Source organism: Deltaproteobacteria bacterium (assembly GCA_028818775.1).
In the GTDB taxonomy this organism is placed as follows: Bacteria; Desulfobacterota; Binatia; order UBA9968; family JAJDTQ01; genus JAJDTQ01.
Map to the genome: position 1 here is coordinate 1 of JAPPNE010000187.1, position 13493 is coordinate 13493.

Below are 13493 nucleotides of genomic sequence, written 5' to 3' on the forward strand. Positions count from 1 at the left end.
GCGCGGTGAAGCGCGTCTTGCCGGTGAGGTTCTTGTACTTGAGCTTGTTGGCGTCTCCGAATACGGCGGCGGCCACCGCCCGGCACACGTCCACGTCGAAGCCCGTCCACACGCCCTTGTCGTCCGGAGCGGCAAAGCCCACCAAGCCGGTGTTGATGCCGCAGATCAGGTGTCCGCGCTGGCGGACGTCGTCCAAGGTACCCGCCGAGGCCACGGAGACGGCCATCGCCAAGCCGACCGCGGCCGCGAGGCCGCCAGAAAGTGCACGTGACAGAATTCTCATGATGATCCTCCTCTTGGCAGAAAGTAAGTCTAGAGTATGTCGATCACTTCTTATTGAACAAGCGATAATATTAACCCTGGATAAAATTCATGAAAAAGCAACGATCCGCGGCCTGTAGAGCCATGGCAGCAGGACACGAGCGTCTTGGTGATGGCGTTCAGCCCCCCAGGTACGCCTGCTTGACGCCGTCGTCGGCGAGCAGGTCCGCCGACTTTCCCTCCAGCACCATGTGGCCGTTCTCCAGCACGTAGCCCCGGCCGGCGAACTGGAGCGCGAGCTGCGCGTTCTGCTCCACCAGCAGGATTGTGGTGCCTTCCTGGTTGATTTCCTTGAGCGCGTCGAACACGCCCTTCATCATCAGCGGCGCCAGTCCCATGGAGGGCTCGTCCAGGAGCATGAGCTTGCGCCCGCTCACGAAGGCCCGGCCCACCGCGAGCATCTGCTGCTCGCCGCCGCTCAGGGTGCCGGCTTTCTGGCGTTCCCGCTCCGCCAGCCGCGGGAAGATGCTCAGGACCCGGTCGACGTCGCGCCTGACGCCGTCGTCCTTGCGGGCGAAGCACGCGAGCCGCAGGTTCTCCATCACCGTGAGGTTGTCGAACAGGCGCCGTCCCTCGGGCACGTGGGAGATGGCGAGCTGGCTTACCACCTTGTCGGCGGAGTACTGCAGCAGGTCCTTGTCCATGTAGGTCATGCGCGTGCCCGCCTCCGCCGGCACCATGCGCGAGATGGCCAGCAGCGTGGTGCTCTTGCCCGCGCCGTTGGCGCCGATGATGCACACGATCTCGCCCTCGTCGATCTCGAAGCTGATCCCCTGGAGGGCGCGGATCTGGTCGTAGGAGACGCGCAGGTTTTCGACGGACAATAGCATCGGCTTCACTCGTTGCCGGAACCCAGGTAGGCCTCGATAACCTTGGGGTTGTTCTGGATCTCCTCCGGCGTCCCCTCGGCGATAACTTCCCCGAAGACCAGCGTCTGGATCCTCTCGCACAACTCCATGACGAAGCGCATGCGGTGCTCGATGAGGAAGATCGCCAGGTTCAGCTCGCGGTGCACCCGGCGGATGATCTCCATGATCTGCACCAGTTCGTCCGGGTTCATGCCGGCGGTGGGCTCGTCGAGCAGCAGCAGCTTGGGCTCCGTCGCCAGCGCCCGGGCCATTTCCACGCGCCGCTGGGCGCCGTAGGGCAGGTTGGTGACGGCCTGCCCGGCGAGGTGGCCGATGTCCAGCATCTCGAGGAGCGCGCGCGCCCCGTCCTCGATTTCGCGCTCTTCGCGGTGCCGCCGCGGCGTGCCCAGGACCGCCCCGAGCAGGCCGTAGCCGATGCGTGAGAAACGCGCCATCTTGACGTGATCGAGCACGTTCATGTGGCGCCACAGGAGCAGGTTCTGAAAGGTCCGGCCGATGCCCATGGACGCGATGCGGTGAGGCGCCAGGCCGTTGATCCGGGTGCCGTCCAGGCGGACGTCGCCCTGGGTCGGGTTGTAGATGCCGGTGATGAGGTTGAAGATCGTGGTCTTGCCCGCCCCGTTGGGTCCGATGAGCCCGCGGATCTGGCCCGGTTCGATGGCCAGGTTGTAGTCGTGCACCGCGCGCAGACCGCCGAACTGGTGGGTGACGTGGTCAACCTCAAGGAAGGGCATCGCGCTCCCTTTCCGGTCCGTTCTTCGGCTTCAGGACGGCCCTCGGGTCGAACTCCTTGAAGGCCACCAGGCCGGTGGGCCGGTAGATCATCACCAGGATGAGCAGCAGCGGGATGATGATCCACTTGAAGATCTCCAGCGGGCGCAGGGCCTCGCCGAGAAGACTGATGCCGACGGCGCCGATAATGGAGCCGTAGACCGAGTTCAACCCGCCGAAGTAGACCATCGCCAGCACCTCGGCCAGCTTCTGGATGCCGAAGGTCCCCGGGTTGACGTATCGCAGCACGTGGGCGAAGAGGCCGCCGGCCACCCCGGCCCAGAAGGCGGCGAAAAGAAAGCCCACCATCTTGGTGTAGCGCGTGTCGACGGTCATGGCGGTGGCCGCCATCTCGTTGTCCCGCACCGCGTTGACCGCCTTGCCGAGGGTCGAGCGGACGAAGTTGTTGATCACCCAGACGCACGCCACCGTCCACAGGAACACGGTGGGCAGGCCGGCCCAGTCCGGCTGTCCCCCCAGCCCGCGCGCGCCCCCCACGATCTCCAGGTTCTCGATCAGGCTCTTGACGATGAACATGAACGCCAGCGAGATGATGGCGAGGTAGTCGCCGCGCGTCCGGAACGAGGGGATGGCCACCACCAGGGCGCTGACCGCGGCCACCAGACCCGCGATGATGAGCACCAGCGGGAAGAGGAACGGCCCCAGGGCGGGCGGCAGCAGCGCCTCGCCGAACACGCGGTGCTTGGTGAACAGGTCCACGCTCAGCACCGAGGCGGCGTAGGCGCCCACCGCCATGAACCCGGGATGAGAGCACGAGAACTCGCCCATGTAGCCGTTGATCACGTTGAGGCTCAGGGTGACCATCACGGCGATGAGGGTGAAGCGCAGCACCAGGTCGCGGTAGTCGCTGAGGCCGGACCACATCTCCAGGGCGGCGTAGAAGAGCCCCAGGTGGACGGCGGCGGAGACCCACAGCGGCAGGCGCAGCAACGAGCCCGCCGCCTGGTTGGCGATGCCGGCGCCGAGCCGGGCGATGACCGCGATGGGCAGGCCGTAGACCAGCAGCAGGTACACCAGCGCGCCGGGCAGCAGGTGCGGCTGCTTGAGGGCCAGGACGACGCCGAAGAGCACCGGGATCTTGGGCAGCCCCAGCGCTTGCGCCAAGGGCGTGCCCCACTGGATCTCGATCACCACCGAGATGAACGCGGCCGCGAGCCATCCCAGAAGGGGCACTTGAGAGAAGCCGCGCATGGTCCGGCGCACATCCATGACCGAGCCCGTCCCTGCCGTTCAGAGCCTCAAGCGCGCGCTGTAGGGCTCGCCGAAGAAGCCGTGCGGCCGGACGATGAGGATCAGCAGCACGATGGAGTAGGCGATCAGGTCGCGCAGCGTCGAGGGGAAGATCATGGCCACGAAGATCTCGATGAAGCCCAGCAGGAACCCCGCCAGCGTCGCCCCCATCACGGAGCCGCGGCCGCCGAGGATGGCCGCCACGAAGGCCTTCCAGCCGAACACGATGCCCATGTACGGGTCCAGCACCGGGTAGGCCAGGGCATAGAGGATCCCGGCCGCGGCCGCCAGCGCCGAACCCAGCGCGAAGGTCAGCGCGGCGATGGTGTTGACGGAGACTCCCATCAGCGGAACGGCGACGTAGTCGAACGCCATGGCGCGCATGGCCAGGCCCCACTTGGTCTTGTGCACGAAGAAGTGCATGCCGGCGGCCAACAGCAGCGACACCACCACGATAATGATCTTCGTGTTGGTGACGAAGACGCCCGCCACCTCGTAGACCGTCGTATCGATCAGGGACGGAAAACGTATCCGCTGGGCGCCGAGCAACGCCAGGTTGCCGGTTTCCAGGATGATCCCGATCATGAGGCCGGTGATGGCCGCGGAGGCTCGCGGCGCGCCCCGCAGGGGCCGGTAGCCGATGCGTTCGACCAGCATGCCGACGAACGACGTCAAAACCATGGCCAGCAGGATGGTCAGGACCAGTATCGCCCAGGGAGGCAGCGCCAGGTAGCCCTCGGCGGACGCCCCGAGGAGCACCGCGGCGACCCCGACGCCGATGTACGCACCCACCATGAAGATGTCGCCGTGGGCGAAGTTGAACAGCATGAGAATGCTGTAGACCATGGAGTAGCCCAGCGCGATGAGAGCGTAGAAACTCCCCCATTGCAGGGCGTTGACCAGGTTTTGGAGAAACAGCGACATGCCCACCGGCTGTGTTGGATTGTCGAACGGGATGTTCAGGCAAGGAGGGCCAGGACCGCGATCCTGGCCCTCCCCAGTTGGAATCCGCCTGCGGGGCGTCACGCGCCGCGAATGCGGCCGCCCTCGCCCCGTGCACGCGCGGGTCCGGGTTCGGATCTACGGGCAGACCGACTTGTAGAACTCGAACTCGCCCTTGTCGCTGATGCGCACGACCACCGCGCACTTGACGGGATCGCCTTCGGCGGTGAAGGCCATGTCCCCGGTGATTCCCGCGAACTTCTTGATCCCGGCCAGGGCGTTCTTGACGTTCTCACGGTCCTTCTTGATGTCGCCGGTGAGCCCGCCGGTGGCCTTGATGGCGTGCTCGACGATGCGCAGCGAATCCCAGGTGAGCGCGCCCACGTCATCGGGCACGTAGCCGTACTTCTTGTTGTAGCGGTCGATGAACGCCTTGGTGGCCCCGGTGGCGCCCTTGGCCGCGTAGTGGGTGCTGAAGAACGACCCGTTACAGGCCTTGCCGCACAGCTTCACGGTTTCCGCGGAACCCCAACTGTCGCTCCCCACGATGGGGCCCTTCACGCCGAGCTGGCGCGCCTGCTGCACGATCAACGCCACCTCGTTGTAGTACTGCGGCGTGAACAGCACCTGGGCGCCCGAGTTGCGGATCTTGGTGAGCTGCGAGCTGAAGTCGGCGTCCTTGGTGGTGAAGCTCTCGAAGGCGACCACCGAACCCGCGCCGTGGAGCTTCTCCCAGGCGCCCTTGAAGAACTCGGCCAGGCCCTTGGGATAGTCGCTGGCGACGTCGTAGAGAACCGCGGCCTTGGTGAACTTGAACTCGTTGGTGATGAAGTTCGCCAGCACGGGCCCCTGGAACGGATCCAGGAACGGCGCGCGGAAGACGTAGGGGCGGTCCTTGGTGGTGTTGGGGTTGGTGGACCAGGGACTGATCATCGGGGTTGCGCGATCCTGGGCCACGCCGCCCGCGGGAACCGCCTGCTTGGAGGACTGCGGCCCGACGATGGCCAGCACCTCGTCTTCGGTGATCAGCTTGGTGGCGGCCTTGACCGCGGACTCGGCCTTGGACTCGTTGTCCTCGATGACGATCTCCACCGGATGTTTCTTGCCCCCGACCTCGAGACCGCCGGCGGCCTTGATGTCCTCGAGCCACATCTCGGCCGCGAACTTGGAGCCCTCGCCGACCTTCGGAATGTCGCCGGTCAGCGGGACGTTGAGGCCGATCTTGATGGTCTGGGCGGAAATGCTCGTCGCCAGGGCGAACAGGCCCGCGAAAACCATCGCCATGAGTAACGTAAATCTGTGTTTCATAGCTGCCTCCTTTCAGCGGCTTGAGAAAAAATTCTAACACCGTCCGAGAACAGACACAACTCTTTTCGCAAATACCTGAGTTCTCCGCTTTATTAACTACTTTATTATGAATCTATACGCCCCCATGCCATTGGGGTCAAGAACTTTTTTGGTCTGCGCAAAGGCGTCCACTAGCGCCTTTCTTCCGGTATCAGGCCGCGGGGCGCGAAGCGCAGGACCAGCAGCAGCACCAGCCCCATGACCACCAGGCGCATGTGGGCGGCGCTCTCCATGAGATGGCTCCGCACGGGGCTGTCCGCGGACAGCGGCGATGTGATGAAATCCATCAGCCACAGCCCCATGGGCTCGGCTTCCACCCAGAAGTACCACACCACGAACCCCCCCAGGACGGCGCCCCAGTTGTTGCCGGAGCCGCCGACGATGACCATGACCCAGATGAGGAAGGTGAAGCGCAAGGGGTGGTAGGTGTTGGGGGTGAACTGGCCGTCCAGGGTGGCCAGCATGGCGCCGGCGATGCCCACCACCGCCGAGCCCATCACGAAGACCTGCAGGTGCCGCGCGGTCACGTCCTTGCCCATCGCCTCGGCGGCGGTCTCGTTGTCCCGGATAGCGCGCATCATGCGGCCCCAGGGCGATCGCAGCGCCGCCTCGGCGAGCCACATCAGCACCACCAGCACCAGCGCGAAGAGACCCGCGTAGCACAGCTTCACCACGATGGAGGACAGGTCCACCGGAGAGGCGCCGAGGCTGTCCGCCCATTCCCGGAACCACGCGGCGGCTTGCAGGTCCACCTCGTAGGGGACCGGCCGGGGCAGGCCGGTGACGTTCTTCACGCCCCGCGCCAGCCACTCCTCGTACTTGAGGAAGGCGACGATGATCTCGGAGATGCCCAGGGTGGCGATGGCGAGGTAGTCGGCGCGCAGCCCGAGGCTGATCTTTCCCGCGGCCCAGGCCGCGCCCGCCGCCAGGACGCCGCCCACGAACCAGGACAGGACGACGGGCAGGCCGAAACCGCCGAGGTAGCCGGTCCGCGACGGGTCCACGGCCTCGATGGCGCGTACCGCGGGCTCGAACAGCGCCCGGGCCGCGAAGTACCCGGCCGCCACCACGAGCGCCACCGCGAGCTTGCGGTAGACCGGCTGCCGCATCCCGCGATAGACGAGCACCGCGGCCGCGATGGTGACGAGCGCCATGGCCAGGGCCAGCACCACGCCGGCGCCGCCCGCGTGCCATGCCGCGCGCACCGGCGGCATGGACACGAGCACTCCCGCCAGCCCGCCGAGGGCGGCGAAGCCCATGACCCCGGCGTTGAACAGACCGGCGTAGCCCCACTGGATGTTCACCCCCAGGGTCATGACGGCCGAGATCAGGCACAGGTTCAGGATCGTCAGCGCCAGAGACCAGCTCTGGCCGGCGCCCACGAGGCAGATGAGCGCCGTCATGGCAGCGAACAGGACCGGCTTCCTCGGAGTCCGCAGCGCCCGGGCCAGGCGGACGGAAAAGGGCGCGGGGGCGTCGCTCATGACGACCTCCCGCTGAAGATGCCGGTGGGTTTCACCAGCAGCACCACCACCAGGATGAAGAACGACACCGCGAACTTGTAGTCGGTGGAAAGGAACTGCACCAGGCCGTCCGGGCGCCAGCCCTCCGGCCCCAGGTACGCCAGGAACTTCCGGTAGGGATAGGTCAGCAGCACTTCGGAGAAGGCCACCACGAAGCCGCCGACGATGGCGCCCAGCGGGTTGCCGAGCCCGCCGACGATGGCGGCGGCAAAGATGGGCAGGAGCAGTGACAGGAAGGTGAACGGTTTGAAGCTCTTGTCGAGGCCGTAGAGCGTGCCGGCCACGGCCGCGAGACAGCCGACGATCAGCCAGGTGACCGCCACCACCCGTTCCGGGTTGATGCCGGACAGCAGCGCCAGGTCCTCGTTGTCCGAGAAGGCGCGCATGGACTTGCCCGTTCGGGTCTTCTCCAGGAACCAGAAGAGGGCCGCCACCAGCACCACGGCCACCACCAAGCTGAGGGTCTGTGTGGTCTTGATGGCAAGGCCTTCCGACAGTCCGGTCCAGGCCTTGAATTCCCGCACCGTGAAAAGAAAGCGGGCGCCGTCGGTGAAGACCCGGTCGGCGGGACCGATGATGAAGCGGATGACCCCGTTCAAGACGAACATGACCCCTACCGACACCACCAGCAGCATCACCGGCTGCGCCCGCGTGCGCCGGTAGAACCGGAAGACCCAGCGGTCCGTCAGCAGGCACAGCCCGGCGGTGACCGCCATGCCCGCGGGCAGCGCCAGGAGCGCCGTGGGCAGCGGCCCGAAGGTCACGCCCCCGTGTTGCAGCAGCCAGGTGAACAGGATGGTGACCATGGCGCCGAAGGCCATGATCTCGCCGTGGGCGAAGTTGGAGAAGCGCAGGACGCCGTACACCAGCGTGACCCCCAGGGCGCCGAGGGCGAGTTGGCAGCCGTAGGCGGTGGCCGGGACCACCAGGAAGTTGGTGAGCAGCACCACCGCGTTGACGATGTCCTGCAACGGGTCACCCCCCGAGAAACGATTTCCGGACCTCCGGGTTGGCCAGCAGCATTTCCCCAGTGCCGGTGAAGCGGTTGCGGCCCTGCACCAGGACGTACCCCTTGTCCGCCAGTTCCAGGGCCTGGCGCGCGTTCTGCTCGACGATGAGCACGGCGACGCCGCTCTGGGCGATGTCGAGGATACGCTCGAACAACTCGTGGGTGACGATGGGCGAGACCCCGGCGCTGGGCTCGTCGAGCATGAGCGCCCGCGGCCGGTTCATCAGCGCCCGGCCGATGGCCACCTGCTGGCGCTGGCCGCCGGACAGCTCGCCGGCGGGCTGGCGGCGCTTGTCCCTGAGCGCCGGGAACAGCCCGTAGACCTCGTCCAGGGTGCCGGAGATGTCGTCGTCCCGGACGAACGCGCCCATCTCGAGGTTCTCCGCCACCGTCATCGAGCGGAACACGTTGTCGGTCTGCGGCACGAACCCCATGCCCTTGCGCGCCCGCGCCTGTGGCGCCAGCGCGGTGATGTCCTCGCCGCCCAGGTGCACCGATCCCGAGCGAAGAGTCAGCATGCCGAAGAGCGCGCGCATGGCCGTGGACTTGCCGGCGCCGTTGGGGCCCACCACCACGGTGATCTCGCCGCGCTCCGCGGCGATGGCGCAGCCCCGGAGGATGTCCGGGCCGCCATAGCCGCCGACGAGGTCCGCGCCCGCCAGGAAGCTCATGAGGTGCGCTCCCCTCGCGTGACCAGTCCTCGCCCAAGGTAGGCTTCGATGACCCGCTCGTCGGATTGCACTTCCGGAGGGGACCCCTGTGTCAGAACCTTGCCTTCGGCCATGACGATCACAGGGTCGCACAGGAGCGAGATCAGCTCCATGTCGTGCTCGATGATGCAGAAGGTGTAGCCGTGGTGCAGGTTGAGGCGCAGGATGGCGCCGGCGATGTCCTTGAGCAGGGTGCGGTTGACGCCCGCGCCGACCTCGTCGAGCAGCACGACGCGCGGCTCCGCCATCATGGTGCGCCCCAGTTCCAGCAGCTTCTTCTGTCCGCCGGAAAGGTTGCCGGCCAACTCCCCGGCCACGCGCTCGAGCTTGAGGAACTCGATGACCTCGTCGGCGCGGGTGCCGTTGGCTGCTTCCTGGCCGCGGATACGGCCCGGCCTGAGCCACACGTCCAGCAGGTTTTCGCCGGACTGGCCCCCCGGCACCGTCAAGAGGTTTTCCCGGACGGTGAGCGTGGAGAACTCGTGGGCGATCTGGAAGGTACGCAGAACGCCCTTGGCGAAGAGTTCGTGGGGCGTAAGCCCGGTGATGTCCTCGCCGTCGAGGTAGACGTTTCCGGAGGTTGGCTTGTGGACGCCCGCGATGACGTTGAAGAGGGTGGTCTTGCCCGCGCCGTTGGGGCCGATGAGGCCCGTGATGGCGCCGCGTTGGATTTCCAGAGAGGCACCGTCGACGGCCCGGATACCGCCGAAGTGCATGTGCAGGTCTTCTACGGCGATCATCCTTCGACTCCGCTTCGCTTACGCTCCGCTACGCTCAGGACCGACGGACTTCGGACGCTCGGCCGTTCGTCCTGAGCGTAGCGAGTCCTGAGTTTGTCGAAGGGCGAGCGAAGTCGAAGGACCCCGTCCGCTGGCGAGACCTACCGGTACTTGACCGTCTCGAACTTGCCGCCCTTGACGGCGATCTGGCGGTAGTTACCGGCGCTCTCGCCCGGGCCGATCAGTTCCACCGCCGAAGCACCGACATAGTCCACGTCGCCGCCGCCCGCGAGGATCTTGAGCGCCTTCGCCAGCTCGCCCGGATAGATCTTCTCGCCCGGGGCGTTGGCCACCATCATGACCTTGTCCTTGAGCTTGCCGCTCTCGGACGACTTCGCCGCCTCCATGGCCAGCATGATCAGCGCGGCCGCGTCGTACGATTCCGGCACGAAGGGGCTGTCCGACTTGACCTTGGCGGCCTTGGCGATCTCGCCGAGCTTGGCCGCTCCCGGACTGTCGGTGCCCGGGTGGGCGCCGATGGAGCCGTCGAGGCCCTTGCCGATGGCCTTGATCAGGGAATCGCTGATCATGCCGTCGGGCAGATAGAACTTGTCGAACGCGCCGGTGTCGAGGGCGCCCTGAATGATGCCCTTGCCGCCCTGGTCGGCGTAACCGGCCACGATCAGGATGTCGCCGCCCGCGGCGGCCAACGCCGCCACCTCGGCGCTGTAGTCGCCCTTGCCGTCCTCATGAGGGGCCGAGATGGTGATCTTGCCGCCGCCCTTCTTCACGTTGGCGGCGATGCTGTCCGCCAGGCCCTTGCCGTAGTCGTTGTTGGTGTAGGTCAGCGCCGCCTCCTTGATCCCCATCTCCTTCAGGATGTCGGCGATGATCGCGCCCTGGCGCGCGTCGGACGGCGCGGTGCGGAAGAAGAGGCCGTTGTCCTCGATGGTGGACAGTGCCGGAGAGGTGGCCGACGGCGAGATCATCACGATGCCGTTGGGCTTGGCCACGTTCTCGAGCATGGCGATGGTGACGCCGGAGCAGTCGCCGCCGACGATGGCGTTTACCTTGTCCGAGGTGACGATCCGCTCGGTGGCGGCCGACCCGGCGGCGGCGTCGCCGCAGGTGGAATCGGCGCGCACGGATACCACCTTGGCGCCGCCGAGCAGCGCGCCGCTGTCACTGACCTCCTTCATGGCAAGCTCGGCGCCCGCGGCCATTTGGGGTGTCAAAGATTCGATGGGTCCCGTGTATCCGAAGACCACGCCCAGCTTGACATCGGCGGCGTAAAGCGCACCGGCGTTCATGACAATGAACAGGATGGCAACAATCAGTCTTTTCATGACGACCTCCTTGGTTGGGAACGGCATGTCGGACGACATTAGCCGAGTTGTCAGGCGTATTGCAACTGCCGTCGCGCGCGCTCAACCCGGCAGTTGCCTGACTCCGTTCAGTGCGGCGATCTTGTAGGCCTCCCCCATGGTGGGAAAGTTGAAGACGTTGTCGATGAAGTAGTCGATGGTGCCGTTGAAGCTCATCACCGCCTGGCCGATGTGGATCAGCTCGCATGCCTGGTCGCCGATGATGTGCACGCCCAGCAGATGTCCGCCGTTGGGCTCGAACAGCAGGGTCAGCATGCCGTGGGGATCCCCGATGATGCCGGCCTTGGTCACTTCCTCGTAGGTGGCCACGCCCTTGGCGTAGGGGATGCCCCTGTCGTCCAGCTCGTTCTGGGTATAGCCGATCATGGCGATCTCGGGGATGGTGTAGACGCACATGGGGAAGCGCGCGCGGCGGCCGCCCGCCCGGTGCCCGAGGGCATAGCTCGCGGCCATGCGGCCTTGCTCGTTGCTGGTGGAGGCCAGCGCCGGGAAGCCGATGACGTCGCCGGCGGCATAGATGCTGGGGATCGACGTCTGGAAGAGCTCGTTGACCTTGATGAGCCCGTACTCGGTGGTCTCCACCCCCACGTCTTCCAACCCCAGGACCTTGGACGCCACCTCGCGCCCGCTGGCCACGATCACCGCGTCCGCTTCCAGCGCCCGGCCGTCGGCGAGGGTGACCCGTGCCCTTTCTTCCGATCCCGGCATCCGCTCGATCTTGTCGTACCACGCGTTCCAAACGAACTCGACGCCGGAGTCCTCCATGCGCCGCATGAGCAGATCCACGAGCGATTTCTCGGCAAAGGTGAGGAAGGAATGGTCGCGCTGGATCAGCGACACCTTGCACCCCAGCACCGCGAAGGCCGAACCGTATTCCGCCCCGATGACGCCGGCGCCCACCACGATCAGCGATTCGGGCAGGGTCTTGCGCTTGAACTCCAGTGTGAACACCGAGTCGGAGTCGTAGATGACCTCGTTGTCCACCGGAATGTCGGGAGCGAAACGAGGTCTCGATCCGGAGGCGATGATGATCTTCTCCGCCTTCAGCGTGATGGACTCCATGGGGTTCTTGAGCACCCACGCGTGCACCGAGTTGGGGCCGTCCACGGTGGCGTGGTAACCGCGGTAGACGTCAATGCGGTCGCGATCGCGATAGGCCTGAAGCTGGTCCTCCATCGTCGCGATGCGCCGTTCCACCACCTTGCGTACGCGCACGAACAGATCCGACAGGGTGATGTCCTTCTTCTGGGTGAAGTCGGTGCCGTAGAACTGGCGGTGGCGCACGCCGCGCAGGTAAAGGATCGCCTCGCGCAGGGTCTTGCTGGGGATGGTGCCCGAAAGGAGGGTAATCCCGCCCAGGGTTTCGCGGCGCTCCAGGATGGCTACCCGGGCGCCCATCTCGCACGCTTGGACGGCCGCCGTGAAGCCCGCGGGACCGCTGCCGATGACGAGGACGTCGTAGTCGAAAGGCTGCATGGGGTGTTGTCTCGCTCCAGCCTGTTGCGTGCGGGTCGTGGAACGCCGATTCCAACGATGTGTTGGCAGATCGTCGGAGCATGCATAGCAGATCGGGCGCGGAAAAGTCACGCACGGCGTGAAGGCGCCGTCACACCCAGGCTTCGGTCAAGGCGCGGTAGACCAGCATGATGCCGGTGCCGATCAGCAGCGCGAGGATGGCCCGGTTGAACATTTTCTGCGGGACCCGGTCCTGAACGCGCAGGCCCACGTAGAAGCTCGCCAAAATGAACCCGGTGACGAAGAGCGACAGCTTCAGCGCCTCGACCGTGAACAGGCCCCAGGTGGAGATGGCGACCACCTGCCAGAACTTGGCCATGATGAACGCCGTGGAGATGGCCTTGACGAACTCGGCCTTCTCCAGTCGAAGGCCGTGGAGGTAGAGCGCCATGACGGGCCCCATGGTGTTGGTGAGGCCCAGACAGAGGCCGCCGACGAACCCCATGACCGGCGACATGAACCGTTCCGCGCGTGGCGGCGTGGTCAGCGTGAAGGCGAACAGGCCCGATACCGCGAACACCACCACGACGCTTCCCAGGATCAGGTTCAGGGTCCACAACGGAAGCTGGGTCAGCTCCCAGGTGCCGAGGAACACGCCCGCCAGCGCGAACAGGAACATGGACGAGAAGCGCCGGAACATCTCGGTGGGAATGCCCCGGCGGAAGATCTGGCTCAGGTCCATGACCACGCTGGGGATCAGCAGCACGACGATGGCCATGCGGATGTCGAGCAGCAGGGTCAGCATGGGCGTGGCGATGAGCGGGAACCCCATGCCCGTGGCGCCCTTGACGAAGCCGGCGAAAAAGATCGTGGCCGCCACCAGGACCAGGGTTCCGTCAAACGCCACGGATCAGGCTCACTCGGGCTTCCATCGCTTCTGCACGTCCTGCAGCCGCTCGCCCTTCGCCACGGGCACGGCGCGCTCGTCCAGCTTGGCGCCGATGCGGTGGTGCTCCCCCCGGACCGCCAGCGCCGCCTCGTCGTCCAGCTCCGCCGGCCACAGGCCCAGCGAATAGCCGTGCCACGGGTTGCCGTACTTGAGCTCCGGCATGCCCAATTCGTCCCAGAGCTTGCGCGCCCGCTCCATGTACTCCCGGGTGGGCAGCGACACCGGCGGGAACTCGGCCTTCT

The 13493-nt window shown here is 66.2% G+C and carries 13 protein-coding genes and 1 pseudogene; all 14 read right to left on the minus strand.

Annotation, left to right across the window (positions count from 1 at the left end; translation table 11 throughout):
- Positions 1–283, minus strand: a 283-nt coding sequence (locus OXU42_19075; GenBank protein MDE0031489.1) for an amino acid ABC transporter substrate-binding protein, incomplete at its 3' end; no start/stop codon positions are given.
- A gap of 157 nt (positions 284–440) precedes the next feature.
- Positions 441–1151 carry an ABC transporter ATP-binding protein gene (locus OXU42_19080; protein MDE0031490.1) on the minus strand — a complete coding sequence of 237 codons (711 nt, stop codon included), beginning with the start codon at positions 1149–1151 and terminating at the stop codon, positions 441–443.
- A gap of 5 nt (positions 1152–1156) precedes the next feature.
- On the minus strand, positions 1157–1924 hold the full coding sequence (locus OXU42_19085) for an ABC transporter ATP-binding protein (protein ID MDE0031491.1): 768 nt from the start codon (positions 1922–1924) through the stop codon (positions 1157–1159).
- Positions 1911–3191 carry a branched-chain amino acid ABC transporter permease gene (locus OXU42_19090; protein ID MDE0031492.1) on the minus strand — a complete coding sequence of 427 codons (1281 nt, stop codon included), beginning with the start codon at positions 3189–3191 and terminating at the stop codon, positions 1911–1913. Before OXU42_19090 ends, OXU42_19085 begins: the two co-directional genes overlap by 14 nt.
- Before the next feature lie 21 nt (positions 3192–3212).
- On the minus strand, positions 3213–4136 hold the full coding sequence (locus tag OXU42_19095; protein ID MDE0031493.1) for a branched-chain amino acid ABC transporter permease: 924 nt from the start codon (positions 4134–4136) through the stop codon (positions 3213–3215).
- A 156-nt stretch (positions 4137–4292) separates the two neighbouring features.
- On the minus strand, positions 4293–5438 hold the full coding sequence (locus tag OXU42_19100) for an ABC transporter substrate-binding protein (protein MDE0031494.1): 1146 nt from the start codon (positions 5436–5438) through the stop codon (positions 4293–4295).
- 194 nt (positions 5439–5632) lie between these two features.
- On the minus strand, positions 5633–6904 hold the full coding sequence (locus tag OXU42_19105) for a branched-chain amino acid ABC transporter permease (GenBank protein ID MDE0031495.1): 1272 nt from the start codon (positions 6902–6904) through the stop codon (positions 5633–5635).
- Positions 6905–6981: 77 nt separating this feature from the next.
- A complete protein-coding gene (locus OXU42_19110) occupies positions 6982–7995 on the minus strand; it encodes a branched-chain amino acid ABC transporter permease (GenBank protein ID MDE0031496.1) in 1014 nt (337 codons plus the stop codon).
- 4 nt (positions 7996–7999) lie between these two features.
- Complete coding sequence (locus OXU42_19115) at positions 8000–8836, minus strand: ABC transporter ATP-binding protein (GenBank protein ID MDE0031497.1); 837 nt, start codon at positions 8834–8836, stop codon at positions 8000–8002.
- Positions 8728–9483, minus strand: a pseudogene (locus OXU42_19120) (ABC transporter ATP-binding protein). The gene OXU42_19115 and the pseudogene OXU42_19120 overlap by 109 nt, the downstream one beginning before the upstream one ends.
- A 140-nt stretch (positions 9484–9623) precedes the next feature.
- Positions 9624–10808, minus strand: coding sequence for an ABC transporter substrate-binding protein (locus OXU42_19125; protein MDE0031498.1), 1185 nt, complete (start codon positions 10806–10808; stop codon positions 9624–9626).
- An 81-nt stretch (positions 10809–10889) separates the two neighbouring features.
- The gene (gene sthA, locus OXU42_19130) at positions 10890–12323 is read right to left on the minus strand and encodes a Si-specific NAD(P)(+) transhydrogenase (protein ID MDE0031499.1); all 1434 of its coding nucleotides are present in this window, start codon (positions 12321–12323) and stop codon (positions 10890–10892) included.
- A 130-nt stretch (positions 12324–12453) separates the two neighbouring features.
- Positions 12454–13209 carry a sulfite exporter TauE/SafE family protein gene (locus OXU42_19135; GenBank protein ID MDE0031500.1) on the minus strand — a complete coding sequence of 252 codons (756 nt, stop codon included), beginning with the start codon at positions 13207–13209 and terminating at the stop codon, positions 12454–12456.
- Positions 13210–13218: 9 nt separating this feature from the next.
- The coding region (locus OXU42_19140) for a hypothetical protein (protein MDE0031501.1) at positions 13219–13493 on the minus strand (275 nt) is incomplete at its 5' end.